This is a genomic window from Streptomyces sp. NPDC037288, from assembly GCF_055603265.1.
The window spans coordinates 1-25,426 of record NZ_JBVJVY010000048.1; the positions used below are offsets into that span (position 1 = coordinate 1).

At 71.6% G+C, this 25,426-nt stretch carries 26 protein-coding genes and 2 pseudogenes; 14 read left to right on the forward strand and 14 right to left on the reverse strand.

The annotated features are described in order from the left end of the window. From ACZ7GZ_RS35450 to hemL, 3 genes and pseudogenes are all read right to left on the reverse strand, one after another. Nucleotides 1-274 (reverse strand): annotated as a pseudogene (locus tag ACZ7GZ_RS35450) (hypothetical protein); the annotation flags it as partial. A gap of 148 nt (nt 275-422) precedes the next feature. Then, nucleotides 423-1,082: a histidine phosphatase family protein gene (locus ACZ7GZ_RS35455; RefSeq protein ID WP_471030838.1), complete on the reverse strand. Its 660-nt coding sequence runs from the start codon at nt 1,080-1,082 to the stop codon at nt 423-425. A 47-nt stretch (nt 1,083-1,129) separates the two neighbouring features. After that, a complete protein-coding gene (gene hemL, locus ACZ7GZ_RS35460; protein WP_471030840.1) occupies nt 1,130-2,446 on the reverse strand; it encodes a glutamate-1-semialdehyde 2,1-aminomutase in 1,317 nt (438 codons plus the stop codon). Nucleotides 2,447-3,017: 571 nt separating this feature from the next. On the opposite strand from hemL, the gene ACZ7GZ_RS35465 reads away from it, so the two are divergent. The 3 genes from ACZ7GZ_RS35465 (at nt 3,018) to ACZ7GZ_RS35475 (ending at nt 5,040) form a co-directional block, all read left to right on the forward strand. Beyond that, nucleotides 3,018-3,455, forward strand: coding sequence for a hypothetical protein (locus ACZ7GZ_RS35465; RefSeq protein WP_003974483.1), 438 nt, complete (start codon nt 3,018-3,020; stop codon nt 3,453-3,455). A 131-nt stretch (nt 3,456-3,586) separates the two neighbouring features. Next, on the forward strand, nt 3,587-3,838 hold the full coding sequence (locus tag ACZ7GZ_RS35470; RefSeq protein WP_363214272.1) for a hypothetical protein: 252 nt from the start codon (nt 3,587-3,589) through the stop codon (nt 3,836-3,838). 11 nt (nt 3,839-3,849) lie between these two features. After that, nucleotides 3,850-5,040, forward strand: a complete 1,191-nt coding sequence (locus ACZ7GZ_RS35475) for a flotillin family protein (protein WP_471030733.1) — start codon at nt 3,850-3,852, stop codon at nt 5,038-5,040. Here the strand turns inward: ACZ7GZ_RS35475 and ACZ7GZ_RS35480 are convergent. Then, entirely contained in the window at nt 5,037-5,774 is a 738-nt protein-coding gene (locus tag ACZ7GZ_RS35480) for an NAD(P)-dependent oxidoreductase (protein ID WP_471030842.1), read from the reverse strand. The two genes, ACZ7GZ_RS35475 and ACZ7GZ_RS35480, sit on opposite strands and share 4 nt — an antisense overlap. Continuing rightward, nucleotides 5,659-6,672 carry an EamA family transporter gene (locus ACZ7GZ_RS35485; protein ID WP_471030735.1) on the reverse strand — a complete coding sequence of 338 codons (1,014 nt, stop codon included), beginning with the start codon at nt 6,670-6,672 and terminating at the stop codon, nt 5,659-5,661. The genes ACZ7GZ_RS35480 and ACZ7GZ_RS35485 overlap by 116 nt, the downstream gene beginning before the upstream one ends. 78 nt (nt 6,673-6,750) lie before the next feature. On the opposite strand from ACZ7GZ_RS35485, the gene ACZ7GZ_RS35490 reads away from it, so the two are divergent. Next, the gene (locus ACZ7GZ_RS35490) at nt 6,751-7,650 is read left to right on the forward strand and encodes a LysR family transcriptional regulator (protein ID WP_471030738.1); all 900 of its coding nucleotides are present in this window, start codon (nt 6,751-6,753) and stop codon (nt 7,648-7,650) included. Nucleotides 7,651-7,690: 40 nt separating this feature from the next. Here the strand turns inward: ACZ7GZ_RS35490 and ACZ7GZ_RS35495 are convergent, their stop codons facing one another. Beyond that, entirely contained in the window at nt 7,691-8,473 is a 783-nt protein-coding gene (locus tag ACZ7GZ_RS35495) for an MBL fold metallo-hydrolase (RefSeq protein WP_471030741.1), read from the reverse strand. A gap of 80 nt (nt 8,474-8,553) precedes the next feature. On the opposite strand from ACZ7GZ_RS35495, the gene ACZ7GZ_RS35500 reads away from it, so the two are divergent. Then, complete coding sequence (locus tag ACZ7GZ_RS35500) at nt 8,554-9,174, forward strand: CGNR zinc finger domain-containing protein (protein ID WP_471030744.1); 621 nt, start codon at nt 8,554-8,556, stop codon at nt 9,172-9,174. A gap of 107 nt (nt 9,175-9,281) precedes the next feature. Here the strand turns inward: ACZ7GZ_RS35500 and ACZ7GZ_RS35505 are convergent. Then, nucleotides 9,282-9,509: pseudogene (locus ACZ7GZ_RS35505) on the reverse strand (M55 family metallopeptidase); the annotation flags it as partial. 90 nt (nt 9,510-9,599) lie between these two features. Here ACZ7GZ_RS35505 and ACZ7GZ_RS35510 point away from each other — a divergent pair. Further along, nucleotides 9,600-9,902, forward strand: a complete 303-nt coding sequence (locus tag ACZ7GZ_RS35510) for a hypothetical protein (RefSeq protein WP_471030747.1) — start codon at nt 9,600-9,602, stop codon at nt 9,900-9,902. Between the two features lie 113 nt (nt 9,903-10,015). Beyond that, a complete protein-coding gene (locus ACZ7GZ_RS35515) occupies nt 10,016-11,842 on the forward strand; it encodes a phosphatidylglycerol lysyltransferase domain-containing protein (RefSeq protein ID WP_471030749.1) in 1,827 nt (608 codons plus the stop codon). 61 nt (nt 11,843-11,903) lie between these two features. Here the strand turns inward: ACZ7GZ_RS35515 and ACZ7GZ_RS35520 are convergent, their stop codons facing one another. From ACZ7GZ_RS35520 to ACZ7GZ_RS35540, 5 genes are all read right to left on the reverse strand, one after another. Continuing rightward, the gene (locus tag ACZ7GZ_RS35520; RefSeq protein ID WP_471030752.1) at nt 11,904-13,310 is read right to left on the reverse strand and encodes a sensor histidine kinase; all 1,407 of its coding nucleotides are present in this window, start codon (nt 13,308-13,310) and stop codon (nt 11,904-11,906) included. Beyond that, nucleotides 13,311-14,054, reverse strand: a complete 744-nt coding sequence (locus ACZ7GZ_RS35525; protein WP_471030755.1) for a response regulator transcription factor — start codon at nt 14,052-14,054, stop codon at nt 13,311-13,313. An 80-nt stretch (nt 14,055-14,134) separates the two neighbouring features. Next, nucleotides 14,135-14,770 (reverse strand): FMN reductase, encoded by a 636-nt coding sequence (locus tag ACZ7GZ_RS35530; protein ID WP_471030757.1) that lies wholly within the window; start codon nt 14,768-14,770, stop codon nt 14,135-14,137. Next, nucleotides 14,767-15,852 (reverse strand): LLM class flavin-dependent oxidoreductase, encoded by a 1,086-nt coding sequence (locus tag ACZ7GZ_RS35535; RefSeq protein ID WP_471030759.1) that lies wholly within the window; start codon nt 15,850-15,852, stop codon nt 14,767-14,769. Before ACZ7GZ_RS35535 ends, ACZ7GZ_RS35530 begins: the two co-directional genes overlap by 4 nt. Before the next feature lie 86 nt (nt 15,853-15,938). Continuing rightward, nucleotides 15,939-16,829, reverse strand: a complete 891-nt coding sequence (locus ACZ7GZ_RS35540; RefSeq protein WP_471030761.1) for an NADP-dependent oxidoreductase — start codon at nt 16,827-16,829, stop codon at nt 15,939-15,941. 136 nt (nt 16,830-16,965) lie between these two features. Here ACZ7GZ_RS35540 and ACZ7GZ_RS35545 point away from each other — a divergent pair, with 136 nt between their 5' ends. The 4 genes from ACZ7GZ_RS35545 (at nt 16,966) to ACZ7GZ_RS35560 (ending at nt 18,815) form a co-directional block, all read left to right on the forward strand. Next, on the forward strand, nt 16,966-17,379 hold the full coding sequence (locus tag ACZ7GZ_RS35545; protein ID WP_471030763.1) for a winged helix-turn-helix transcriptional regulator: 414 nt from the start codon (nt 16,966-16,968) through the stop codon (nt 17,377-17,379). Between the two features lie 126 nt (nt 17,380-17,505). After that, complete coding sequence (locus ACZ7GZ_RS35550) at nt 17,506-17,844, forward strand: YnfA family protein (protein WP_471030845.1); 339 nt, start codon at nt 17,506-17,508, stop codon at nt 17,842-17,844. 54 nt (nt 17,845-17,898) lie between these two features. Then, nucleotides 17,899-18,660, forward strand: coding sequence for an SDR family NAD(P)-dependent oxidoreductase (locus tag ACZ7GZ_RS35555; RefSeq protein WP_471030766.1), 762 nt, complete (start codon nt 17,899-17,901; stop codon nt 18,658-18,660). Next, nucleotides 18,660-18,815, forward strand: coding sequence for a hypothetical protein (locus ACZ7GZ_RS35560; protein WP_471030769.1), 156 nt, complete (start codon nt 18,660-18,662; stop codon nt 18,813-18,815). Before ACZ7GZ_RS35555 ends, ACZ7GZ_RS35560 begins: the two co-directional genes overlap by 1 nt. 7 nt (nt 18,816-18,822) lie before the next feature. On the opposite strand, the gene ACZ7GZ_RS35565 is transcribed toward ACZ7GZ_RS35560, so the two are convergent. Beyond that, entirely contained in the window at nt 18,823-20,016 is a 1,194-nt protein-coding gene (locus ACZ7GZ_RS35565) for an RtcB family protein (RefSeq protein ID WP_471030772.1), read from the reverse strand. Nucleotides 20,017-20,239: 223 nt separating this feature from the next. Between ACZ7GZ_RS35565 and ACZ7GZ_RS35570 the strand changes: the two genes are divergently transcribed. From ACZ7GZ_RS35570 to ACZ7GZ_RS35580, 3 genes are all read left to right on the forward strand, one after another. Beyond that, entirely contained in the window at nt 20,240-21,109 is an 870-nt protein-coding gene (locus tag ACZ7GZ_RS35570; protein ID WP_471030773.1) for a DUF3558 domain-containing protein, read from the forward strand. Nucleotides 21,110-21,235: 126 nt separating this feature from the next. Next, nucleotides 21,236-22,165, forward strand: coding sequence for a DUF3558 domain-containing protein (locus tag ACZ7GZ_RS35575; protein ID WP_471030776.1), 930 nt, complete (start codon nt 21,236-21,238; stop codon nt 22,163-22,165). Between the two features lie 93 nt (nt 22,166-22,258). Further along, on the forward strand, nt 22,259-23,518 hold the full coding sequence (locus tag ACZ7GZ_RS35580; RefSeq protein WP_471030779.1) for a DUF2637 domain-containing protein: 1,260 nt from the start codon (nt 22,259-22,261) through the stop codon (nt 23,516-23,518). 52 nt (nt 23,519-23,570) lie between these two features. Here ACZ7GZ_RS35580 and lysS read toward each other — a convergent pair whose 3' ends face one another. Then, nucleotides 23,571-25,310, reverse strand: coding sequence for a lysine--tRNA ligase (lysS, locus tag ACZ7GZ_RS35585; protein WP_471030781.1), 1,740 nt, complete (start codon nt 25,308-25,310; stop codon nt 23,571-23,573). Nucleotides 25,311-25,426 lie beyond the last annotated feature (116 nt).

A 25,426-nucleotide genomic window follows, 5' to 3' on the forward strand; every position in this document is an offset into this window, starting at 1 on the left:
ACTGCGGCGGGGTCTGCCCCGGCTGAAGCGGCTCCGGCTTGGCCGGCTGGTGCGGCTGCTTGCCCGTGAACGACGTGGAGCCGTCCCCGATCGGCTTGCCGGGACGCGAGCCGGTCCCGCCCTCGGCGTTCTTCCCCTGGCCGGAACCGTCCGGGTGCCCGGCGCCGTCCGATGACGTGTGACTCCCGCAGCCGGCCAGGGTGGCGGCGGCCGCCACGCCCGCGCCGAGTCCGAGCATTCCCCTGCGGGAGAGGGTCCGGGAGACGGTGCGCATGGAGTTCCCCGATTCGTTGCGCCTGCTGATGGTCACCCAGTCAGAGGGCGCGACGATCGGGGAGGTTCCGTTAATTTGTATGGTTTTCGTAACGGGTACCGAAAAAGTACGCTAAGCCGTGCCAAACGGACCGTCAGAAACCGCTGGGTCAGGCGCCGAAGGCCTTCCCCTGGGCGGTGCCCGCGCCCTTCTGCGGCTTGGCACCGGCCCGCAGATGGGCCGGGACGAGATCGATGGCGGGCTCGCTGTAGCCGACCGACACGATCCTGTCGCCCAGATATGTGAAAGTCGTCAGGGAGGCGAGCGTGCACTGCCGCTTGCGCGGATCGTGCCACAGCCGCCGCCGCTCGACGTAGGACCGCACGATCCAGACCGGCAGCTGATGGCTGACCAGCACCGCCTCGTGCCCCCGCGCCTGGTCCTTGGCCGCGTTCAGCGCGCCCATCATCCGCACGACGATGTCGACGTACGGCTCACCCCAGGACGGCTTGAACGGGTTGACCAGGTGCTTCCAGTTCTCGGGCTTGCGCAGCGCGCCGTCCCCCACCCCGAAGGTCTTGCCCTGGAAGACGTTGTCCGCCTCGATGAGCCGCTCGTCGGTGTCCAGGTCGAGGCCGTGCGCCTTGGCGACCGGGGCGGCCGTCTCCTGCGCCCGCTCCAGCGGCGAGGCACAGACGTACGTCACGTCCCGCGGGGCGAGGTGCTCGGCGACCCGGTCGGCCATCTGCCGCCCCAGCTCGGACAGGTGGTAGCCGGGCAGCCGCCCGTACAGAACCCCGCCCGGGTTGTCGACCTCACCGTGCCGCATGAGATGGACGACGGTGACGTCCTTGTCCCTGCTGCCGTTGCTGATGCTCACGCGGTGGCCTCCGCAGCCGCCCGGGCCGCCGCCGGAAGGGCGTCGGCGATCTTCTGGATGGCCCGCTCGTCGTGGGCCGTGGACACGAACCAGGACTCGAAGGACGACGGCGGCAGGTAGACGCCGTTCGACAGCAGCGAGTGGAAGAACGCGGTGAAGCGGTACGACTCCTGCCGCTTGGCGTCCTCGTAGGTGCGCACCTGCCGGTCGGTGAAGAACACCGAGAACATGTTGGAGGCGGTCTGCACCCGGTGCGCGACACCCTCCTTGCTCAGCGCCTCGGTGACCAGCGACTGGATCTGCGCGGACACGGAGTTCACCGTCTCGTACGCCGCGTCGTCCAGCAGCCGCAGCTGGGCGAGGCCCGCGGCGGTGGCGACGGGGTTCCCGGAGAGGGTGCCGGCCTGGTAGACGGGCCCGGCGGGAGCGAGATGGGCCATGACATCGGCGCGCCCGCCGAAGGCGGCGGCGGGGAAACCGCCCCCCATGACCTTCCCGAAGGTCATCAGGTCCGGCCTGACCCCGTCGATGCCGTACCAGCCGGCGCGGCTGGTACGGAACCCGGTCATGACCTCGTCGGAGATGTAGAGCGCGCCGTTCTTCTGGCAGGCGTCCTTGAGCCCCTGGTTGAACCCGGGGCCCGGCGGCACGACGCCCATGTTCCCGGGCGAGGCCTCGGTGATCACGCACGCGATCTCACCCGGGTACCGGTGGAAGGCCTCCTGCACGGCCTCCAGGTCGTTGTACGGCAGCACGATCGTGTCGCCGGCCTGGGCGCCGGTGACTCCCGGGGTGTCGGGCAGCGCGAACGTGGCGACCCCGGACCCGGCGGCGGCGAGCAGCGCGTCCACGTGCCCGTGGTAGCACCCGGCGAACTTGATCACCTTGGACCGGCCGGTGAACCCACGGGCGAGCCGGATCGCGGACATGGTCGCCTCGGTGCCGCTGCTGACCAGCCGCACCTGCTCCACGGGCTCGACCCGGGCGACGATCTCCTCGGCGAGCGCGACCTCGCCCTCACCGGGCGTGCCGAAGGACGTACCGCGGGCGACGGCCTCCTGGACGGCGGCGATGACCTCGGGGTGCGCGTGCCCGAGGATCATCGGCCCCCAGGAGCAGACGAGGTCGACGTACTCGCGGCCGTCGGCGTCGGTGAGGTACGGGCCGCGGCCGGACGCCATGAAGCGGGGCGTGCCGCCGACGGCACGGAAGGCGCGCACCGGCGAGTTCACACCGCCGGGCGTGACGGCGGAGGCTCGGTCGAAGAGCGCCTGGGAGGCGGGCGCGTCGTAGGGATAGGGCGTTTCGCTCAGGGCACTCATGACGTGCTGCTTCTCCGGCTTCTCGGACTCCGGCTGCTGGGGTGACCTCCTCAGGGTAGGCCGCGACCCGGCGGGCGCGTGGCCCGCCTCAAGATCCAAGCGCCGCCATCCGCCATCTGCGAGACTGACACCTGATACACACAGCTCTTACGCACGTAATGATCAGGGGCCGGACAAGAACCCGTGGACTGTTGTTTCACCGTACGTTTCGGCGTGCGGCCGTGGGGGAGGTCACTGACACGATGATCGGGTTGCGCGGCGGGGGCCACGCGTCCTAGAAAAGCAGTCGGGTGGAGATATGCATCGCGGTGGCGGACTGGGCGAGGGGACTGATGACCTGGGTCCTCGACGTGCCCGGCGGGGAAGGCACCGGCGCGACGCGGAGGAACCGACCGAAGCACGGCAGAGCGACGCACGTCAGACACAGGGTGTACCGAGCGAGCCCGAGCGGCACGACCGGCAGGGTGATCGGCAGCTGGAGAGCCGGCTGGAGCGACCGATCGACGGCCGGGTCGACCACCGGGCCGACCGCCTGAGGGCGGGGAGCAGGAATGGTGGTCGGGTGGGGGTGACGTACAAATACTTCGGAGCGCCGGACGGCGCGACGGCGGCCCGTGTCCCCATCTCGATGCGTCCCGAGGAACTCGGCGGCGACGAGCTGGGCATGAACGGCATGTTCACCAAGATCAAGCCGGAGACGATGGCCGCGATGGTCCTGACCGGCATCGAGGGCGTCCCCCTGCACAAGGTCCCACCCCTGGAACTGGTCGTCCTGCACCCCGACTACGCGGTCGTCAAGCTCCCCATGACCGTCGTCGACCCCCTGCGCGGCATCGGCGAGGAGGCGGTCGGCGCGGCGGCCTTCATCTGGTCGACGGTCCCGGACCGGGGCGGGCCGCGGGACGCGTTCAACGTGTACCAGTTGCTGCACGAGTGGCAGGACTTCTCGCATCGGTTGCATGAGGCGGGGCATCAGCCTTACTGCCTGGTGTGGCCCTGAGCCGTTTCCGGTGTGTCCGGCGGGGTTGCGACCCCGCCCGTTCTCCGTGCGGTCCCACCTCCCGTTGGGTCCCGGCCCCGCTGGGTCTATCGTCTGAATTCTGGAGGCCAGGACGAGGAGGGCGGCCGGTGATGCCGCAGGACGAGGCCGTGATCGGCTGTATGGGCAAGGTGCTCATCGGGACGCGGGGATCCGCGGGCCCCGGCGAGGTCCTGGTGCGGGTCAGGGGCGGCTCCGAGACCTTCCTGGCGTGGTCCGAGGATCCCCTGCCCGCGGGCGCCACGGTCCTCGTGATCGAATCACGGGGATGCCGCGAGGTCGGCGTCATCGAGTGGGTGGATCCATTGGACGCGCTCGGCGGCGACACCGTCGGCGCAGGCTGAGGAGTACAAGCATGTTCGGATACCGCGTTCCCGCTCCCGACGAGGCGATGTTGATCTCGGGAGGCCGGCGCGGACTGGGGGGCGCGCCGTTCCGCGTGGTGACGGGCCACGGCAAGTTCGTGCTCCCGGTCTTCCGCAAGGTCCGGTTCCTCACGCTGTCGATGTGCGAGTCCGAGGTCACCGAGACCTGTGTGACCAAGCAGGGCATCTCGCTGCACGTCCGCGCGGTCATCGCCTTCAAGGTCGGCAACGACCACGAGAGCATCATCAACGCCGGTCAGCGCTTCCTGTCCGACCAGGAGCAGATGTCGGTGCTCACCGGCCGGATCTTCGCCGGCCACCTGCGGGCCATCATCGGCTCGATGACGGTCGAGGAGATCGTCACCGAGCGGCAGAAGCTCGCCGCCGAGGTCCTGGACACCTCGAAGACGGAGATGGCGAAGATCGGCCTGATCGTCGACTCGCTGCAGATCCAGTCGATCGACGACGGCGACACCGGCTACATCGACGCGATGTCCGCCCCGCACAAGGCGGCGATCCAGCGGCAGGCCCAGATCGCCCAGGCCCAGGCCACCCAGGCCGCGGTCGAGGCGGAGCAGGCGGCGGCCCGCAAGCAGGCCGAGTACGCCCGGCAGACCGCCATCGTCAAGGCCGAGTACTCGGCCGAGGTGGACCGCGCCCAGGCCCAGGCCGGTCAGGCCGGACCGCTGGCGCAGGCCCACGCCCAGCAGGAGGTGCTGGCCGCCCAGACGGAACTGGCCGAGCGCCAGGCCCGTCTGCGCCAGCAGCAGCTGGTCGCCGAGGTCGTCAGGCCCGCCGAGGCCGAGGCCGAGCGGGTCAGGATCCTCGCCGCCGCCGAGGCCCAGCGCATGAAGATCCAGGCCGAGGCCGCCGCCTCCTACGACCGGGTCGCCCTGGACCGGATGCTCATCGACCAGCTCCCGCAGATCGTGAAGGAGGCCGCGGGTGGCCTGGCCGGCGCCAACGTCAATGTCCTGAACGGCGCGGACGGGCTCGGCGAGATCGCCGCGGGCCTGGTGTCCCAGGGTCTGACGATCCTCGACTCCGTCCGGCAGAACCTGAACGGCGGCCAGGACAACAAGGACAACCCGGGCAACAAGGGGGACCTCAACAGCGTGCTCCAGCTGCGCTCGGGCAAGGAGGGGGCGGCGGACGACGACGGTCCGGTGGGCCTCGACTAGGCGCTTCGCCGGTTGAGCCGGTGCGGGGCCGCCTCTGTCCGCGGCTGCGTTGTGGCCGGGTGCGCCGTTCCCCGCGGCCCTTCGGGGGCGCTGTCCTGGACGACCGTCATGTGGCGGTCCGGTCCGGGGCGCTCCAGCTCGTCCAGCACCGCCACCGCCAAGTCCTCGACGCTGATCCAGGACCGGTCGTCGGCGCCGAGGAGCAGGGTGTCGGTGCCGCGCCGGTAACGACCCGTCCGCGTGCCCGGTTCGAGTACGGCCGGCGGGCTCAGATAGACCCAGTCGGCGCCCGGGTGGGCCTGGCAGGTGCGCAGTTGGGCCAGGCCGGCGAGCGCCACGGCGCGGTACTCGTCCGGCACGTACGCGGGGTTCTCGGCGACCGGCAGCTCCCGGTCGCCGGGGCTGCGCAGGGCGCCGGCGCCGCCGACCACCAGGACGCGGACGCCGAGCCGTGCGGCGGCGTCCAGCACGGTACGGGTGGCGCCGGCCAGGAACTCCCGGTCGGCCGGGAACGTCCGTACGGTCAGTACGACGGCGTCGGCTCCGGAGCCGGCCAGGGCCTCGCCCACCGCGTCCGGGTCGGCGATGTCCACCGCGACCGGCGTCACGTCCGGGTCCTCACTCGCCGGCTTCCGGGACAGCGCCAGCACCCGGTGTCCGCGCGCCCTCGCCTCGCCGACCACCCGGCCACCCACCATCCCGCTGGCCCCGAGCACGGCGATCGTCATGGTCATCGACATCGGGAAACTCCTCCTGTGTTGGGGTCTTCCTACGGCCCCTGGGGTCCAGTTGAGCGGCCACCAGCGCGGCCAGCGCCAGGGTGAAGCCCAGGGTCTGGGGCAGGCTCAGCGACTCGCCCTGAGCGACCCCGATGACGGTCGCGACCAGCGGGGACAGCAGCACCAGCGGTGCGGACGCGGCGACCGGCAGACTGCCGATCCCGCGGAACCACAGCGTGTACGCGATCAGTCCGCCCATGCCGCCGAGCCACAGATAGCCGCCGGCGGCGCCCGCGTCGATCCGCTGCGGCACCCCCTCGGCCGCCAGCGTGAGCGGGACCAACAGCAGGCCGCCGACGGTCAGTTGCCACCCGGCCAGGGTGAGCGGGCCGACGCCCGCCGGCCGGCCCCAGCGCTTGGTGAGGACGACCCCGGCGGCCATCATCGCCGTATGCCCCAGGCCGGCGAGCACGCCGGCGGCGTCCAGCCGGGCCCGCGGCCCGAGTACGACGAGGCCGACGCCGAGCACACCGAGCACGCCCCAGGCCAGCCGCCAGGCCGTGGGCCGGTCGTGGAGCACCGCGAGGCCCAGCCCGGCGACCAGCAGCGGCTGGGCGGCACCGAGGGTGGCGGCCACACCGCCGGGCAGGCGTTCGGCGGCCACGAACAGCAGGGGCATGGCGCCGATGTTGAGGACGCCGAGGACCGCGGTCCTCCACCACCACTGCCCGCGCGGCAGCACCCGGGTGATCGCCAGCGCGAGCAGCCCGGCGGGCAGGGCCCGCATCAGGCCCGCGAACAGCGGATGCCCGGGCGGGAGCAGCCGGGTGGTGACCACATAGGTGGTGCCCCAGGACGCGGGGGCGAGCGCGGTCAGCAGGACGGTCGCCGCCTGGGCCTTGTTCCGGTGCATGGGGGAAGTCTGGGCGGCGGACGGCCATGCCTCCAAAGCATGGTTGCCATCGCAGCCATGAACAATGACGATTGATCTGTGGACCTTCAGCAGCTGCGCTACGTCGTCGCCGTCGCCGACACCCTCAACTTCACCCGGGCCGCGGAGCGGTGCCAGGTGGTGCAGTCGTCGCTGAGCCATCGGATCGCCGCGCTGGAGCGGGAGGTGGGGGTCCGGCTGTTCGCCCGGTCCAGCCGCCGGGTCGAACTGACCGGCGCGGGCGCGGCGTTCCTCGTCGGGGCGCGGGAGTGTCTGGCCGCCGCCGACCGTGCGGTGGCCGACGCCGCCGCCGCGACCGGCGTGGTGCGCGGGCGGCTCGCCGTCGGCGTGATCGTGACCACGGCCGCCGTCGACGTACCCGAGCTGCTGCAGCGGTACCGCGCCCGGCACCCCGACGTCCGCGTCGTCCTGCGGTCCGGACGCAGCGACGAGCTGGCGGCGGCGGTCCGTGACGGGGAGCTGGACATCGCCTTCCTCGGCCTGCCGGAGGGCGAGCGGCCGGCCGGTGTGGAGACCGTCGTGCTCGATCACGACCGGCATGTCCTGGTGGTGCCGGCCGGGCACCGGCTGGCGGACGCCACCCGGGTCACGCTGGCGGAGATCGCCGGGGAGACGTTCGTGGACTTCGTGGCCGGCACCCCCGCCCGCGCGCAGTCCGACCAGGCGTTCGCCGCGGCGGGTCTGGCCCGCGACGTCGCCTACGAGGCCGGTGTCGTGGAGCTGATCACCCGGCTGATCGCGCGCGGGCTCGGGGTCGCGCTGCTGCCGTCGGCGTTCATCCGCCCGCTCGCCGCCGACGACCCCCGCCTGTCCCTGGTCCAGGTGGCCGACGGGCCGCGGCGCCTGGAGTATCTGGCGTGGAGCCGGTTCAACCCGAGCCCGGCCACCCGGGCGATGCTCGACGTCCTCGGGGTCAGACCGCCGCCCGTACGGTCCTGACGCGTCGGCGGGCTCGCGGCCGGGCCCCTGCGCTGTGGCGTCAGTCCAGCTGGAGCCGGTCCGCGAGCCCCGCCTCCTCGAACGCCGTCACCACGTCGTCGCGGCTCTCGGTGAAGTGGGCCCAGCTGTCGCAGTGGGCCGGCACCACCCGGCGGGCGGCGAGCAGCCGGGCGGCGGCGGCCGTACCCGCGCCGTCGAGGACGAGGAGGGCGTCGTCGAGGACGGGCATCCGGGGTGCGCCGGCGAAGAGGACGGCGGTGTCGACCGGGGCGTACCGGTCGGCGATCTCCTGGACGAGTTCCAGGGAGGCGTTGTCGCCGCTGACGTAGACGCTGGGCAGGTCGGCGGAGGTCAGCAGGAACCCGGTGACGTCGCCGACGAGCGGCTCGGAGCCCTTGGGTCCGTGCAGGGCCGGGGCGGCCGTCACGGTGACGGTGCCGCCGTCGGGGCGGGGCAGGTCGACGGACTGCCACGGAGTGAGGGGCTCGGTGGTGCCGCCGAGCCGGCCGGCCGCGGCGGGGGTGGTGAAAGTGCGCGGGGTGCCGGCGAGCAGGGCCCGCCCGGAGTGGTCGAGGTTGTCGGCGTGCTGGTCGTGCGAGAGCAGGACGACGTCCACGGGCCCGAGCGCGGCGGCGCTCATGCGCGGCGGTGCGGTCTTGGTCAGGGTCCGGCCGCTGGGCGACGGGTAGTCGCCGGGGTCGTCGAAGGTGGGGTCGGTGAGGAAGCGGATTCCGCCGTACTCGATGAGGACGGTGGGGCCGCCGAGAACGCGGACCGGTATCCGCTCTTCGGCGGCGGGGGATGCGGAGGGTGTTGCGGCCATGTCGACTCACCCTCACGGAAAGAAGGATTTCATCCGTGAGAGACAGTACGCGTCTCTCACGGATGGACGCAAGGCGTACCATGAGATGTGTGGCAGAGACCGAGCGTGTGACCGACCGACCCGCCCCGTACCCCCCGGCGCCGGGCGCGGAGCAGTACCCCGCCCTCGACCTCGCCGACAGCGCCGTCACCCTGCCCGGCGGACAGCGCGTCGACCTGCTCGGCACGCCCGCCGCGGCACAGGACTGGCTCGCACACCACGGCCTCGCTCCCGCCGACGCCGACCTGCGCGAGACCTGCGCGAGCCGGCTGCGCTCCCTGCGCGAACAGATCCGCGCCCTGTTCGCCGCCCACGTCGAGGGCCGCCCCGCCCCCGCCGAGGCGCTCGACGCCGTCAACGAGGCACTCACCCTCGCCCCGGCCGCCTCCCTGCTGCACTGGTCCGCGGAGCGGGGCCTGCACCGCCGCGCCGCCCACCCCGTCACCCAGATCGTCGAGCACGCCCTGGCCGCCCTCGCCGCCGACGCCGCAGGCCTGCTCACCGGCCCCGACGCCGACCGCCTCACCGCCTGCGGCTCCGCCCCCTGCAACCGCTACCTGCTCCGCCACGGCCGCCGCCACTGGTGCTCCACCCGCTGCGGCGACCGCGCCCGCGCGGCCCGCGCCTACGCCCGCCGCACGGGACGAGCCGAGGGGGACTGAACGAACCCGGCCGAAGAGCCCAGCGGACGAGAGGGGCCGGCGAAGTCCGCCGCGGTCCGGCAGCACCGGCCCGTCACGGCGGTTCCGGCGGAGCGCCTAGCAGTACGGCGCCTGGTTGGGTGCAGCGCCTCGGGCAGCAGGTTGCGCATCGGCCCGTGGGCGTCGTTGACGAGGATGTCGCCGGCACCCGCCTCCAGCGCGCCCCGCACGGCCGCGTTCACGTCCTCGGCCATCATGGAACGACCGCGCTCGTAGTCCCGGCCACCCGGCTGCACGTCGTCGGCGTCCACGAGCCCGGTGACGCCCTCCATGTCCACGCTGATGTAGATACGCACGGCGTCGACCCTAGCCGACCCTACGTATTGTAGGTTCCCAACCGTGAGCGGCCACGCGTCTGTTCACCTGTCTGTTCATCGGGGGCCCCCTTGCAGGACACGGAAACGGAAGCCGGTGGGGAGGTCTGCGCGCGCAGTCTCGCGCCGACCCTGACCCTGCTGGCGGTCAGCCTCCTCGTAGCCGCCGTCGGCGTGTACGAGCTGTGCGGCTTCGGCCTGCACAGCCTCGACCGGCGCCCGCACCTGTTCAGCGACGGCCTCGCGACCGGCGGGGTGATCGTCGCCGCGGTCGCGGCCGGCGCGGCGGTGGGCAACCTGGCCTGGCACCTGGTGACGGCCCGGCGCGACAGGGAAAGGACCGGGAAGGGGTTGGGTAAGAGGCAGGGCCCGTGAGGGACCTGGGCGAGCGCCGATGCCGGTACGCTCCCGGTACACAGGAACACTGCCCTACAAACTGTAGGGTGAGCGTCTGCCCCGTCCCTTCCCACCCAAGGTGACCAGTCACCATGCCCGCTGAGCAGTCGACCCTGACCACCGCGACGATCCCCGGTCAGCGCGGTACACGCCGCGAGTTCCGGATGCCCGCGCCCAGCCCAAGGCTGCGCGCGGGGGCGGCCACGGCCACCGTGTGGTACCTGCGGCTGGTCGCCGTCTTCAACATCATCGCGGTGATGTCGCTGCCGTTCCGCAAAGAGGTGGAAGAACACAACGACGGCAAGCTCTTCACCGCCCGCCATGTGCACGCGCACACGCACCACGCGGGCCAGTTCTTCACCCCGTACCTGGCCACCGCCGGCCTGGCCTCGGCCGCGGCGGCGATCTTCCTGGCGCTGGTGATGCGGCGCGGGAAACGGGCCGGGTGGGTGGTCAACATACTGCTCGCCGGCCCCCTTTTCGTGCTCTACGTCCTCGCCCTCACCCAGCACCCGTTCCGCGACCACGCCTTCAACTGGGTCTCCACCGCCCTCACCGGTCTCTTCGTGGCCGCGCTGCTGATCGGCCGCCGGGAGTTCAACGCCGTCGGCGACCCGTCCAACCCGAAGCTCGCACTGGCCGTCGGCGCCGGCGGCGTCCTGGTGACCGGCGGACTCGGCACCCTGCTCGTGCACGCCACCAACAACCTGACCGGCGCCACCCTGTTCGACGAGCTGGCCTACACCCTGCTGCGCGGCATCAGCGTCGGCCCGCTCGCCGACCGGGTCGACTCCGTGCACGCGCCCCGCTGGGCCGACATCATCATCAACATCCTGCTCGCCGCGGCCTTCTGCCTGGTCCTGTACGCCTGCTTCCGCTCCCCGCGCGGTCGCCGGCTCCTCACCGCCGACGACGAGGAGAAACTGCGCGCGCTGCTCGACAAGCACGGCGCCCGCGACTCCCTCGGCTACTTCGCGCTGCGCCGCGACAAGGCCGCCATCTTCTCCCCCACCGGCAAGGCCGCCGTGACCTACCGTGTCGTCGGCGCGGTATCCCTGGCCTCCGGGGATCCGATCGGCGACCCCGAGGCCTGGCCCGGGGCCATCGACGCCTGGCTCAGCGAGGCCCGCAGGCACGCCTGGACCCCGGCCGTCATGGGCGCGAGCGAGGAGGCCGGCACGATCTACGCCCGGCACGGCCTGGACGCGCTGGAGCTCGGCGACGAAGCGATCGTGGACATCGCCGACTTCACCCTCGACGGCCGCGCCATGCGCGTGGTCCGCCAGGCCCACAACCGGGTCAAGCGGGCCGGGTACACGGTCCGCATCCGCCGCCACGAGGACATCCCCGCCGACGAGCTGGCCCTCCTGATCGACCGCGCCGACCACTGGCGCGACGGCGCCACCGAACGCGGCTTCTCCATGGCCCTGGGCCGGCTCGGCGACCCGGCGGACGGCCGGTGCGTGATGCTGGAGTGCCGCGACGCGAACGACGAGCCGCGTGCCCTGCTCAGCTTCGTGCCCTGGGGCGAGCACGGGCTGTCCCTGGACCTGATGCGCCGCGACCGCGACTGCGAGAACGGCCTGATGGAGTACATGGTCGTGGAACTCCTGCTGCGCGCAAAGGAGTTGGACATCAAGCGGGTGTCGCTGAACTTCGCGATGTTCCGCTCGGTCTTCGAACGCGGCGCCCGCCTCGGCGCGGGCCCGGTCCTCCGTCTGTGGCGCTCCACCCTCACGTTCTTCTCCCGCTGGTGGCAGATCGAGTCCCTCTACCGGGCCAACGCCAAGTACCGCCCGGTCTGGGAACCCCGCTTCCTGCTGTTCGCCAAGAGCAGCGACATCCCGAGAATCGGCCTGGCGAGCGCCCGGGCGGAGGGCTTCCTGGAGCTGCCGGGGCTGGGCGGACGCCGGCCGTAGGAAGGGGTACCCGCGGGCTACGGTGCGGTGGCGGTGCGGCGGCTGCGGTTCCTGACGGCGCTCACCCGCCCACCGTGAACCCGATCACCGCGCCGCCCCCCTCCCGCCGGGAGGCGAACGGCGCTCCGCCATGCGCCATGGCGACCTCCCGCACGATGGACAGGCCCAGCCCCGACCCCGGCAGGGACCTCGCGTCGGCGGCGCGGTAGAAGCGGTCGAAGATGCGGATCAGGTCGCCCTCGGCGATCCCGGGCCCCCGGTCCAGCACCTCCACCCGCACGCTCCCCGGCCGGGCCCCGGTGATACCGACCTCGATGGGCGCCGTCCCGTCCCGGTCGAACTTGGCCGCGTTCTCCACCAGGTTGGACATGGCCCGCTGCAGCATCCCGGGGCGTCCGTCCGTCGTCGTGTCGCCGCTCGTGCGCAGCACGATCTCCCGTCCGGTACGGCGTTTGGCCAGCCCCACGACGTCCTCGGCGATGTCGGCGAGGTCCACCCGCTGCGGCGGCTCGGTGTCGGACTGCCCGGCGGCGAGGTCGACCAGCTCGTTGACCAGGTCGGTCAGTTCCCGGGCCTCCTGGCCGAGGTCGGCGACCAGTTCCTCCCGGGTGGCGGGGGGCAGCTCGTCGATCCGGCGGAGCAGCGAGATGTTCGTACGCAACGACGTCAGCGGGGTGCGCAGCTCGTGCCCCGCGTCCTGCACCAGCCGCCGCTGGTCCTCCTCGGACTGTGCGAGCCGGCCCAGCATCCGGTCGAAGGCACGCCCGAGCCGGCCCACCTCGTCCAGGCCCGCGACCGGCACCTCGATACCCAGCTGGCGGGTGCGGGCCACGTCCTCGGCCGCGGAGGTGAGGATCACCAGGCGCCGGGTGATCCGGCGGGCCAGCCACCACCCGAACAGGCCGGCCGCCACCACGACCGCCGCCATCAGGATCAGCGTGCGCTGCTGCAGCGCCCGCAGCAGGTCCTCGGTGTCGCTGAACTCCTGCGCGACCTGCACCGCGCCCCGCCCGTCGCCGAGGGAGACGGTGGCGATGCGGAACAGGTCCTCGTCCACCCGTACGTCCTTGTGCTCGACCACCTTCCCGGCCGTCACCGCGAGCGCCATGGCCTTGTCACGGGAGGTGACGGGCAGGCTGGGGTTGCCGTGGTCGACGATCTGGCCCTGTGCGCCGAGCACCTGTACGTCGGTGCGGGCGGGCCGGACCAGGTCGTGCCCGGGACGGGAGGAGGAGAAGTCCTCGGGGACCATCTCGTGCTGCCGTACCTCGTCCCGCACGTCCTGCACGACCTGGCTGAACACCGACTGCTGGTCGACCCGGACCAGCCGCGCGGCGGAGCCGTACGACAGGATGCCGACGAGGATCGTGACGACGGCGGTGACGGCCGCGAAGGAGACGGCGAAGGTGGTGCGCAGGGAGACCAGCTTGGGCCGGCGCCGGGCCAGCCGCCGCCGCAGCCGGCCCACCTAGTCCTCCCGGAGCACGTAACCCACGCCCCGCACGGTGTGGATCAGCTGCGGGGCGCCGGGCTCATCCAGCTTGCGGCGCAGGTAGCCGACGTACACGGCGAGGTTCTTGGAGCCGGGCCCGAAGTCGTAGCCCCAGATCCGGTCGTAGATCGTCGAGTGGTCGAGCACGATGCCGGCGTTGCGTACGAGCAGTTCCAGCAGTTCGAACTCCGTGCGGGTCAGCTCCAGCTCGCGCTTGCCGCGCCAGGCCCGGCGGGCCTGGAGGTCCATGCGGATGCCGGCGGCCTCCAGCTGCCGGTCGGGCAGCTGGGCGTCCCGGCCGCCGGTCTCGACGCCGCCCGCGCCGCCGTTGCCGCCGCCGGCGGCGGGCACCGGGCTGGTCCGGCGCAGCAGGGCGCGCAGCCGGGCGAAGACCTCCTCGACGTCGAACGGCTTGACCACGTAGTCGTCGGCGCCGGCGTCCAGGCCCGCGATGCGGTCGGCGGTCTCGACGAGGGCGGTGAGCATGAGGATCGGCGTGCGGTCGCCCTCGGCGCGCAGCACCCGGCACACCTGGAGCCCGTCGATGCCCGGCATCATCACGTCGAGGACGAGGACGTCCGGCGGGGTCTTGTGGGCCTGTGCCAGCGCTTCGACGCCGTCGGCCACCGCCGTCACCTCGTACCCTTCCAGGGTCAGGGCACGCTCCAGGGCATGGCGGATGGCACGGTCGTCTTCAGCGAGCAGCACAGTCTGGGGCACGGTCCCAGTCTGCCAAGGCATCCGGCGGTTCGGCCGGGGCGAGCGGACCTACGATCACCCTTTTTACCGGCCTCTCACCGTCACAGAGGCAACCCGGCCCCGGGTTCCACCGTCTTCCCACCGTCCACGGACACGCTGAGCTTCGCCAGCTGCTCGTCGAAGGGCACGACCTCGAACCCGCCCGCGGTGACCGCCCCGGCCGCCGACAGCCCGGTCATCAGGGCGGCCAGCTCCCCCGCAGCCCGCTCGATCCGTCCCGCGAGCCCTTCCTCGCCCCAGTCCTCCGACGCGGCATAGACACCGGTCGGCACCACGACGGCCCGCAGGTGGGCGAACAGCGGGCGCAGGGCGTGCTCCAGCACCAGCGAGTGGCGGGCCGTACCCCCGGTGGCCGCGATCAGCACCGGCTTGCCCACCAGCGCGTCCTTGTCGAGGACGTCGAAGAACGACTTGAACAGCCCGCTGTACGAGGCGGAGAACACCGGAGTGACCACGATCAGCCCGTCGGCCCGGGCCACCGCGTCCTGGGCGGCGGCGAGCGCCCCGGCCGGGAACCCGTTGGTGAAGGCGTGCGCGATCTGCACCGCGAGGTCCCGCAGCTCGATCACCTCGACACCGGCCGGCGTCCGCCGGTCCACCGCGGCGGCCAGCCGGTCGGCCAGCAGCCGGGTGGAGGAGGGCACGCCCAGCCCCGCGGACACGACGACGAGCTTCATGCGGCGGTCACCTCCCGGGACGCCTTCAGGGAAGCGTGGGTGGGTGCCTCGGGCACACCCGCCGGACGGCCGTTCGCGAACTCCCTGCGCAGCACCGGTACGACCTCCTCGCCGAGCAGGTCGAGCTGCTCCAGCACGGTCTTCAGCGGCAGCCCCGCGTGGTCCATCAGGAACAGCTGGCGCTGGTAGTCACCGGCGTACTCGCGAAAGGCCAGCGTCTTGTCGATGACCTGCTGCGGGGAGCCGACGGTCAGCGGGGTCTGCTCGGTGAACTCCTCCAGCGAGGGCCCGTGGCCGTAGACCGGCGCGTTGTCGAAGTACGGCCGGAACTCGCGCACCGCGTCCTGCGCGTTCTTGCGCATGAACACCTGGCCGCCCAGTCCGACGATCGCCTGCTCGGGCGTGCCGTGCCCGTAGTGGGCGTACCGGGTCCGGTACAGCTCGACCATCCGCTTGGTGTGGTCGGCCGGCCAGAAGATGTTGTTGTGGAAGAAGCCGTCGCCGTAGTAGGCCGCCTGCTCGGCGATCTCGGGCGAGCGGATCGACCCGTGCCACACGAAGGGCGGGACCCCGTCCAGCGGGCGTGGGGTGGCGGTGAAGCCCTGCAGTGGCGTGCGGAACTTCCCCTCCCAGTCCACGACGTCCTCGCGCCACAGCCGGCGCAGCAGGGCGTAGTTCTCGATGGCGAGGTTGATGCCCTGCCGGATGTCCTGGCCGAACCAGGGGTAGACCGGCCCGGTGTTGCCGCGGCCCGTCATCAGGTCGACGCGCCCGTCGGCCAGGTGCTGGAGCATCGCGAAGTCCTCCGCGATCTTCACCGGGTCGTTGGTGGTGATCAGGGTGGTGGAGGTGGAGAGGATCAGCCTCTCGGTCCGCGCGGCTATGTAGCCGAGCAGGGTGGTCGGGGAGGACGGCACGAACGGCGGGTTGTGGTGCTCGCCGGTGGCGAAGACGTCCAGGCCGACCTCCTCGGCCTTCAGGGCGATGGCGACCATGGCCTTGATGCGCTCCGCCTCGGTCGGCGTACGCCCCGTGGTGGGGTCCGGCGTGACGTCGCCGACCGTGAAGATCCCGAACTGCATGGCCGCTCACCCTCCAGGTTGTTGACCATTCAACTGTACTGTCGAACGGTCCCCCTGCCCGGGATATTCCGCCCACCCCGCGCCCCTCAGGGCACCAGCACCAGCCGCCCGCGCACCCCGCCCTCGGCCAGCCGGGCATGCGCCTCGGCCGCCTCCCCGAGGGCGTAGGTCTCCGCCACCCGCAGGGTCAGGGCCCCCTCGTCCACCAGCCGGCCCAGCTCCGCCAGCTGCGCCCCGTCCGGGCGGACCGCCACCGCCCCGGTGCGCACCCCGCGCACCGGGGCGGGGTGCGCACCGGGCTGGACACCGACGTACACGCCCCCGTCCCGCACCCACTCCAGGGCCGGCTCACCGAGCACCGCCGCGTCCAGCACCGCGTCCACACCGCCCGGCTCCACCCCGTCGGCGGTGAAGCGCGCGGCACCCAGGGAGCGCACCAGCTCCTCGTCACCCGCGCGGGCCTGCCCGGTGACCTCGATCCCCCGGCGGGCGGCCAGTTGCACGGCGAACCCGCCGACCGCGCCCGCCGCGCCGGTCACCAGCAGGGACGCACCCGGCGCGAGATCCAGCAGGTCCAGGGCCTGCAGCGCGGTCAGCCCGTTCAGCGGCAGAGTGCCCGCGTGCACCGCGTCCACCGAGTCCGGCGCCTTGGCCACGGCATCCGCGGCCACGACGACGTACTCGGCGTGCGCCCCCAGCGGGTCGGCCACCCCGGGCACCATCGCCACCACCGGGTCGCCGACCTGCCAGGCGGCGGCCACCCCCACCGCGTCCACCGTGCCGGCCACGTCCCAGCCGAGCCCGATCGTCTTGCCGGCCCCACCGAAGAGACCGGTGCGGGAGGCCGCGTCCACCGGGTTCAGCGCACCCGCGGCCACCTTGATCCGCACCTGCCGGGCCGCCGGCTCCGGCAGCGGCACGTCCGCGATCTCCACGACCTCCGGACCACCGAACGACTTCACGACCACAGCACGCATGGCAACTCTCCTGAAAACTAAGGGACTTGATGTCTCGCGAGACGCTTTCCCGCTCGCAGCACCAACCCTAGGAGAGCTACTATCCATCGGTAAGTAGTTACCTCAGAGTGCGTAACCGACCCCGAGGAGACGACCGATGGCGACCATGACGGCAGCCCAGCGACGCGAACAGGCCCGCGCCGACTACGACGCCTTCCTGCGTGAGTGCCCCACCAACCAGCTCCTCGGACGGCTCAGCGACAAGTGGGTCAGCCTCGTCGTCGCCGCCCTCTCCGCCGGCCCCCAGCGCTACAGCGACCTCGGCCGCAGGATCGCGGGCGTCAGCCCCAAGATGCTCACGCAGACCCTGCGCGCCCTGGAACGCGACGGCATCGTCAGCCGTACGGTCACCCCGTCCGTCCCGGTCCGCGTCGACTACGAACTCACCCCGCTCGGCGCCAGCCTCGCCGGCCTGCTGACCGCGGTGAAGGACTGGGCGGAGACCCACTTCGAGCAGGTCCGAGCGGCCCGCGAGCGCTACGACGCCGAGGACTCCGAGGGCGCCGCCTGAGCCCGATGGGCCGCCGGCGGCTCCGACCGCGTACGCGTGCCCGGCGCCCAGGACCGCGCCGTCGCGTCCGCCGGGGCGGCGCTCGGCACCAGGGCCCCACCCGTCCCGCATGCCAAGCTGCTGCCCATGTCGATCCTCCGCTCCGCCGCCCTGTTCGTCGTCGCCGCCCTCTTGGAGATCGGCGGCGCCTGGCTGGTCTGGCAGGGCGTGCGCGAGCACCGGGGCTGGCTGTGGATGACCGGCGGCGTCCTGGCACTCGGCGCGTACGGCTTCGTCGCCACCTTCCAGCCGGACGCCCACTTCGGCCGCGTCCTGGCGGCGTACGGCGGGATCTTCGTGGCGGGCTCGCTGCTGTGGGGCGTGGTTGCCGACGGCTACCGCCCCGACCGCTACGACATCACCGGCGCACTGATCTGCCTCGCCGGCATGGCCGTGATCATGTGGGCGCCGAGGAACGGCGGTTGAGCCTCACTTACGCTGGACAGAGCCGTTCGCGCCCCCCGATCACAGGAGCTGCCCATGACCCCCGCCTCCCGCATCGCCGTCGTCACCGGGGCGAGCAGCGGCATCGGCGCCGCCACGGCCCGGCAGCTCGCGGAGGCCGGCCACCGCGTCGTGCTCACCGCCCGCCGCAAGGACCGCATCGAGGCGCTGGCGGAGGAGCTGACCCAGGCGGGCCACTCGGCCGTGGCCTACCAGCTGGACGTGACCGACCGCGCGGCGGTGGACGAGTTCGCCTCCGCGTTCCAGACGATCGGCGTCCTGGTCAACAACGCGGGCGGTGCCCTCGGCGCGGACCCGGTGGCCACCGGCGACCCGGCGGACTGGCGCACGATGTACGAGACGAACGTCATCGGCACCCTGAACCTCACCCAGGCCCTGCTGCCGAAGCTGGTGGCGGGCGGCGACGGTGTGATCGTCGTCGTGTCCTCCACCGCCGGCCACGGCACGTACGAGGGCGGCGGGGGCTACGTCGCCGCCAAGCACGGCGCCCACGTCCTCGCCGAGACCCTCCGCCTGGAGATCGTCGGCCAGCCGGTGCGCGTCATCGAGATCGCGCCCGGCATGGTCAAGACGGAGGAGTTCGCCCTGACCCGGTTCGCCGGCGACAAGGAGCGGGCGGAGAAGGTCTACCAGGGCGTCGCCGAGCCCCTGACGGCGGACGACGTGGCCGAGACCATCACCTGGGCGGTCACCCGCCCCAGCCACGTCAACGTGGACCTCCTGGTCCTCCGCCCCCGCGCCCAGGCGTCCAACACCAAGGTCCACCGGGAGCCCTGATGTCCGAGGACAACTCCGTCGAGTCCCTGGAGAAACGCCGGCTGGCCCAGGAGACCAAGGACGAACGCAAGGTCTGGTACTTCCTGGGCTACTTCCTCTTCGGTATCCACATCGTGGCGTTCGTCATGATCTATGCCGTGCGCCACGGGCACTGACGGCGCGTCAGCCCTTCACGCACACGACCTGCCTCAGCTTCGCGACGACCTCGACGAGATCCCGCTGCTGGTCGATGACCTGGTCGATCGACTTGTAGGCGCCCGGGATCTCGTCCACGACGCCGGAGTCCTTGCGGCACTCCACGCCCCGGGTCTGCTCCTCCAGGTCCCTCGTCGAGAAGCGCCTCTTGGCGGCGTTACGGCTCATCCGCCGGCCGGCGCCGTGCGAGGCCGAGTTGTAGGCCAGCTCGTTTCCGAGACCCTTCACGATGTACGACCCCGTGCCCATGGAGCCCGGGATGATCCCGTACTCGCCCGAGCCGGCCCGGATCGCGCCCTTGCGGGTCACGAGCAGGTCCATGCCGTCGTACCGCTCCTGCGAGACGTAGTTGTGGTGGCAGGAGATCTCCGGCTCGAAGGCCGGCTTGGCCTTCTTGAACTCCTTGCGCACGACGTCCTTCAGGAGGGCCATCATCAGCGTGCGGTTGTACTTGGCGTACTCCTGCGCCCAGTACAGGTCGTTGCGGTAGGCCGCCATCTGCGGGGTGTCCGAGACGAAGACCGCCAGGTCGCGGTCGACCAGGCCCTGGTTGTGCGGGAGCTTGTGGGCCACGCCGATGTGGTGCTCGGCCAGTTCCTTGCCGATGTTCCGGGAACCGGAGTGGAGCATCAGCCACACGGCTCCGGTCGTGTCCGTGCAGATCTCAATGAAGTGGTTTCCACTTCCGAGCGTTCCCATCTGCTTCGAGGCGCGCTCCTGACGGAATTTGACCGATTCGGCCACTCCGTCGAACCGCCCCCAGAAGTCGTCCCACCCAGCGGTCGCCAGCCCGTGGAAGTCGCCCGGCCCGACGGGGTCCTCGTGCATCCCCCGGCCCACCGGAATGGCCTGCTCGATCTTCGACCGCAGCCGCGACAGATCCCCCGGCAGGTCGTTGGCCGTCAGCGACGTCTTCACGGCGGACATACCGCACCCGATGTCCACCCCCACCGCCGCCGGGCACACCGCGCCCTGCATGGCGATGACCGAGCCGACCGTCGCGCCCTTGCCGTAGTGCACGTCCGGCATCACGGCCAGGCCCCTGATCCACGGCAGGGTCGCCACGTTCTGGAGCTGGTGCAGGGCCACGTCCTCGACCGTCGCGGGGTCCGTCCACATCCGGATCGGGACCTTCGCGCCCGGTATCTCCACGTACGACATACGTTCCTCGTTCCCCCGAAAATGACAACAAATGCTTACTCAAGGCTTATAGGTAGCAAAACGCAAAAGCGGCGCCAAGGCCGGTGAAAAAGGACAAGGGACCGGCGGCCACGGCAGTGCGTGCGATACACATTGTCTCCAGGGAGCGCCCCGCTGCGGCAAGCGATTAACCAGCGGGGACACTGGAGCACCGAGCGAGCGCACACCCGAGAGGAGCCCGACCGTGCAGCGGAAGGCGTACGTATCCGGCACCGCCGCCCTCCTCGTGGCGCTGCTGGCCGGCTGCACGAGCGGCACGGGCGGTGACAGCCCCACGGACAACGCCAATCCGGGCGACACCGGCACCGCGACGGCGGCCGCCCAGCCCGGCAAGTACCGCACGCTCCCCGAACCCTGCGGCGCGGCCGGCCACGACGACCTCGACTCGCTGCTCCCCGGCATCAAGCAGATCACCGACCCCGCCCAGCGGGACAAGGCCTACCAGGGCGAGGCCGAGCTCACCTACGACACCGACCGCAAGGTCGGCTGCCACTGGAAGGTGGAGTCGGCGAACGCCACCGACCGCCTCTCGGTCGACTTCGAGCGCGTGGTGTCGTACGACAACGCGGTCAGCGACGACGACCAGGCGCAGCAGCTGTTCGAGGACAAGGAGACGGCCGCCGACCTCCCCGAGCCGGGCAGCACCCCGGCGACGAGCGGGACGCCCACGTCCACGGCCTCGTCCACGGCCTCGCCGTCCACGTCCAGGACCGGTGGCGCTCCCACGTCCTCCCCCTCCTCTTCCGCCCCGTCCTCCCCCTCGTCCTCCGCAAGCGGCGACGCCTCCCCCTCCGACTCCGCCTCCGCGGCGGATCTGCAGCCTCGGGTGCTGTCCGATCTCGGTGACGAGGCGTATCTGGACGACCAGCTCGACGCGTCCGGTTCGACCGCCGCGCAGCGGACGGTGACTGTGGTGTTCCGCACGTCCAACGTCGTCGTCACCCTTCAGTACGAGGAGCAGCCGACGGCCACCGGAACGGTCCCCGACAGCAAGGAAATGCAGGACAGGGCCCGTAATCTGGCCTCTCAACTGGCCGACACGCTGGGCGGTTGACGGCCCCCGGGGCCGCTCGTACCGGCGCCCGCAAAGCACCCGAACGGAAACCGCACAGCTCCTTCACCGCGTACCGTGGCCCCGCAGGAACCCGCACGACCACCGAGCGTCATGAGTGAAGGAACCATGCAGCGAGCAGCCCAGCGAGACGACCGTGCCCTGGCGGTACCTCCCACGAAGTGGGGGAGACAGATGCGTGGCAAGCGCCTGAGCCGTGTTCTTGTCTGCGCGGCAGCCGTTCCGGCGGTGCTGATCACCTCCGCTTGTTCGTCGGACTCGGGTGACTCCAAGGACAAGGGCACGGGCGGCAGCGCCCGGCAGTCCGCGGGCGGCAGCGCGACGCCGTCGGCGAGCGCGTCCCCGACCGTGCAGGCGGCGGCGTACAAGAAGCTGCCCGACGCGTGCGCGGTGCTGTCGAAGAAGACCCTCACGGATCTGACGCCGAAGGGTGCCTCGTCCGGCAAGAAGGGCAGTTCGGACGATCCGTCGTCGCGTGCCTCCTGCTCCTGGAGCAGCCTGGACAACAACGGCGTGAAGGGCTCGCAGTTCCGCTGGCTGAACGTCTCCCTGCTCCGCTTCGACTCGGACACCGCGCGCGGCGCCGGTGACGCGCAGGCCCACACGTACTTCGGCCAGCAGGTCAAGGACGCCGAGGCGGTGGACGGCGCGAAGAACACCAAGGAGGTCCCGCTGTCCGGCACGGGCGCAGAGGCGACGGCCGTGCGCTACGACCTGAAGAAGAAGGAGGGGCTCTTCAAGCAGCAGACGGTGGTCGCGCGGGTCGAGAACGTGGTCGTCACGCTCGACTACAACGGCGCCGGTCTCGCGGGCGAGAAGACCCCGGACGCCGACGACCTGACGAAGGCCGCGCAGGCGGCCGTCAAGGAGGTGGTCCGTGCGGTGACGTCCGCCAATGGCGGCTCCGCCTCGACCGGTACGGCCTCGAAGTCGTCGGCCTCCCCCTCCGGGTCGTCGTCGGAATCCGCCTCCAAGGCGCCGTCCAAGTCACCCTCTTCCAGCGCTTCTCCGTCCAAGTCGGCCGCGAAGAAGGACTGACCGAAGGACCCGAAGCCCCGACCGGTACGACGTTCGCCGTACGCGTGTGCCACCCTGTTGCGCGCAACAACAGGCAAGGGGAGGGGAGTACGAGTGGCCGCGCCACTGCAGCTGACTCGGATGCACCGCGTTCTCATCGGCATAGTCGTGACCGGCGCCCTGATCATCGCCGGTATCGGCTTCGCCGGTTCCTACGCGGCCGTCCGAGCGCTGGCCATCAAGAAGGGCTTCGGGAACTTCTCCTACGTCTTCCCGGTCGGCATCGATGCGGGCATCTGTGTCCTGCTGTCCCTGGACCTGCTGCTGACCTGGATCCGCATCCCCTTCCCGCTGCTGCGTCAGACGGCGTGGCTGCTGACGACGGCGACGATCGCGTTCAACGGCGCCGCCGCCTGGCCGGACCCGCTGGGTGTCGGCATGCACGCGGTGATCCCGGTGCTGTTCGTGGTCGCCGTCGAGGCGGCCCGGCACGCGATCGGCCGCATAGCCGACATCACGGCCGACAAGCACATGGAGGGCGTCCGTCTCACCCGCTGGCTCCTCTCCCCGGTCCCCACGTTCCTGCTCTGGCGCCGGATGAAGCTGTGGGAGCTGCGCTCCTACGACCAGGTGATCAAGCTGGAGCAGGAGCGCCTCGTCTACCAGGCCCGCCTCCGCTCCCGCTTCGGCCGGGCCTGGCGCAGGAAGGCCCCGGTGGAGTCCCTGATGCCCCTCCGCCTGGCCCGCTACGGCGTCCCCCTGGCGGAAACGGCACCAGCGGGCCTGGCGGCGGCGGGCATCGAGCCGACCCTCGTCCCGGCAGGTGCGGGCAGTCGTGCCGCTGGGGCGGCGCGGAAGGGCGCAACGGCACCGCACAGCGAGCAGCGCCCCCAGCTGCCCGGCCAGGGCGCCGGGCGCCCGGAGAACGCCCCGGTCGACGAAGAGAGCCCCTGGTTCCAGGCCCAGCGCCAGATCGAGTACCACGGCGGCTACGACCCGACCTACGACCCGATGATGCAGGAGCCCCAGTACGCCCCCGAGGAGCAGTACGGGGAGTGGTACGAGGACCAGCCCCCGGAGCAGTTCCAGCAGCCCTCCCCGGAGGAGACCGGCAGCTTCCCCATCCCGGTGGGCCCCAACCGCACCCGCGAACTGGGCGAGGGCGGCGGTCCCCCGGAGCCGGACGAGGACGCGTACTACCAGGTCTTCCGTGAGTCGATCAAGAGCGGGAACGGAGCGCCCACCTCCCGCGGTTTCATCGCCGACGTCGAGGCGACGTACGGCATCAAGCTCCCCGAGGCCGAGTCCAAGCGCATGCTGAACCGGTTCTCCAACCGCCTCAACGCCGAACTGGCGGACGAGCACATCGCCTGAACGGCACAAGGAAAAGGGGCCCTCTGTCCGAGGGCCCCTTTTCCGTCACCGCTTACGCGCCGAGCAGGCTCCGCACCCGCTCCTGCCCCACCGCCAGCAGCAGCGTGGGCAGCCGCGGCCCCGTGTCGCGCCCGACCAGCAGGTGGTACAGCAGCGCGAAGAACGACCGCTGAGCCGTCTTGATCTCCGGCGGCAGCTCCTTGGGCGTGGCGTCGGCCGAGAACCCGGCCTGCACCTTCGGCACGCCGTACACGAGATGGGTCAGCCCGTCGAGCGACCAGTGCTCGGCGAGCCCGTCGAGCAGCAGCCGCACCGACTGCTCGGACGCCTCGTCGAGGGACTTCAGCAGCTCGGCGTCGGGCTCGTCGCGCACGATGGTCCGCTGGTCGGCGGGCACGTGCGTGTTGATCCAGGCCTCCGCCCGGTCGTACCGCGGGCGCGCCTCGTCCAGGGAGGCCAGCGGCTGCTCCGGGTCCAGCTCGGAGAGAATGCGCAGGGCCTGGTCCTCGTGGCCGGCGGTGATGTCGGCGACGGACGCGAGCGTGCGGTACGGCAGCGGACGCGGCGTCTTCGGCAGCTCACCGGCGGCCGTACCCACCGCGCGCGTGTACGCGGCCACATCGGCCGGCAGAGCCGAACCGTCCGCGACCTTGCCCGCCAGCTTGTCCCACTCGTCGTACAGCCGCTGGATCTCCTGGTCGAAGGCGATCTTGAAGGACTGGTTGGGCCTGCGGCGGGCGTAGAGCCAGCGCAGGATCTGCGGCTCCATGATCTTCAGCGCGTCGGCAGGCGTCGGGACCCCGCCGCGCGACGAGGACATCTTCGCCATGCCGGAGATGCCGACGAACGCGTACATGGGCCCGATGGGCTGCTTCCCGCCGAAGATGCCGACGATCTGACCGCCGACCTGGAAGCTCGACCCGGGCGAGGAGTGGTCCACACCGCTCGGCTCGAAGATCACGCCCTCGTACGCCCAGCGCATCGGCCAGTCGACCTTCCAGACCAGCTTGCCGCGGTTGAACTCGCTCAGCCGGACGGTCTCGGCGAAGCCGCACGCGGTGCACGTGTACGCCAGCTCGGTGCTGTCGTCGTCGTAGGAGGTGACCGTGGTCAGGTCCTTGTCGCAGCTGCCGCAGTACGGCTTGTACGGGAAGTACCCGGCGGAGCCGGACGAGCCGTCGTCCTCGCCGGCCGCGCCCGAGCCCTCCTCGGCCTCCAGCTCGGCCTCGTCGACGGCCTTCTGCTGCTGCTTCTTCGGAGCCTTCTTCGTGCGGTACTGGGCGAGGATCGCGTCGATGTCGCCGCGGTGCTTCATGGCGTGCAGGATCTGCTCGCGGTAGACGCCGGAGGTGTACTGCGCCGTCTGGCTGATCCCGTCGAACTCCACGCCCAGCTCTGCCAGCGAGGCGATCATCGCGGCCTTGAAGTGCTCGGCCCAGTTCGGGTACTCAGACCCGCGCGGCGCCGGGACGGAGGTCAGCGGCTTGCCGATGTGCTCGGCCCAGGACTCGTCGATGCCCGCGACACCCGCCGGGACCTTGCGGTAGCGGTCGTAGTCGTCCCAGGAGATCAGGTGCCGGACCTGGTACCCGCGGCGGCGGATCTCGTCGGCGACCAGGTGCGGGGTCATGACCTCGCGGAGGTTGCCCAGGTGGATCGGGCCGGAGGGGGAGAGGCCGGACGCGACGACTACGGGTTTACCCGGGGCCCGGCGCTCCGACTCCTCGATGACCTCATCCGCGAAACGGGAGACCCAGTCGGTGGTCTCGGTGCTCTGAGCCACGATCGGCACGTCCTTCTTTCTGAACGGGGTGGCACTCCATCTGATCGGGGTGACACTCCATTCTCACAGACCGACTCGCGCCCGCGAAAACGGCTTTACCCGCCGTGGGATACTGGCTGGGACTA

Bases quoted from the DNA above. Each gene is read 5' to 3' on its own strand.
- ACZ7GZ_RS35500 (WP_471030744.1), top strand. From the start codon at position 8,554: ATGAGATGTGTGGCAGAGACCGAGCGTGTGACCGACCGACCCGCCCCG.
- ACZ7GZ_RS35575 (WP_471030776.1), top strand. From the start codon at position 21,236: ATGCAGCGAGCAGCCCAGCGAGACGACCGTGCCCTGGCGGTACCTCCC.
- ACZ7GZ_RS35515 (WP_471030749.1), top strand. From the start codon at position 10,016: ATGCCCGCTGAGCAGTCGACCCTGACCACCGCGACGATCCCCGGTCAG.
- ACZ7GZ_RS35550 (WP_471030845.1), top strand. From the start codon at position 17,506: ATGTCGATCCTCCGCTCCGCCGCCCTGTTCGTCGTCGCCGCCCTCTTG.
- ACZ7GZ_RS35470 (WP_363214272.1), top strand. From the start codon at position 3,587: ATGCCGCAGGACGAGGCCGTGATCGGCTGTATGGGCAAGGTGCTCATC.
- ACZ7GZ_RS35530 (WP_471030757.1), bottom strand. From the start codon at position 14,770: ATGAAGCTCGTCGTCGTGTCCGCGGGGCTGGGCGTGCCCTCCTCCACC.
- ACZ7GZ_RS35480 (WP_471030842.1), bottom strand. From the start codon at position 5,774: ATGACCATGACGATCGCCGTGCTCGGGGCCAGCGGGATGGTGGGTGGC.
- ACZ7GZ_RS35535 (WP_471030759.1), bottom strand. From the start codon at position 15,852: ATGCAGTTCGGGATCTTCACGGTCGGCGACGTCACGCCGGACCCCACC.
- ACZ7GZ_RS35545 (WP_471030763.1), top strand. From the start codon at position 16,966: ATGGCGACCATGACGGCAGCCCAGCGACGCGAACAGGCCCGCGCCGAC.
- ACZ7GZ_RS35555 (WP_471030766.1), top strand. From the start codon at position 17,899: ATGACCCCCGCCTCCCGCATCGCCGTCGTCACCGGGGCGAGCAGCGGC.
- ACZ7GZ_RS35485 (WP_471030735.1), bottom strand. From the start codon at position 6,672: ATGCACCGGAACAAGGCCCAGGCGGCGACCGTCCTGCTGACCGCGCTC.
- ACZ7GZ_RS35565 (WP_471030772.1), bottom strand. From the start codon at position 20,016: ATGTCGTACGTGGAGATACCGGGCGCGAAGGTCCCGATCCGGATGTGG.
- ACZ7GZ_RS35475 (WP_471030733.1), top strand. From the start codon at position 3,850: ATGTTCGGATACCGCGTTCCCGCTCCCGACGAGGCGATGTTGATCTCG.
- ACZ7GZ_RS35540 (WP_471030761.1), bottom strand. From the start codon at position 16,829: ATGCGTGCTGTGGTCGTGAAGTCGTTCGGTGGTCCGGAGGTCGTGGAG.
- ACZ7GZ_RS35455 (WP_471030838.1), bottom strand. From the start codon at position 1,082: ATGCGGCACGGTGAGGTCGACAACCCGGGCGGGGTTCTGTACGGGCGG.
- ACZ7GZ_RS35495 (WP_471030741.1), bottom strand. From the start codon at position 8,473: ATGGCCGCAACACCCTCCGCATCCCCCGCCGCCGAAGAGCGGATACCG.
- ACZ7GZ_RS35560 (WP_471030769.1), top strand. From the start codon at position 18,660: ATGTCCGAGGACAACTCCGTCGAGTCCCTGGAGAAACGCCGGCTGGCC.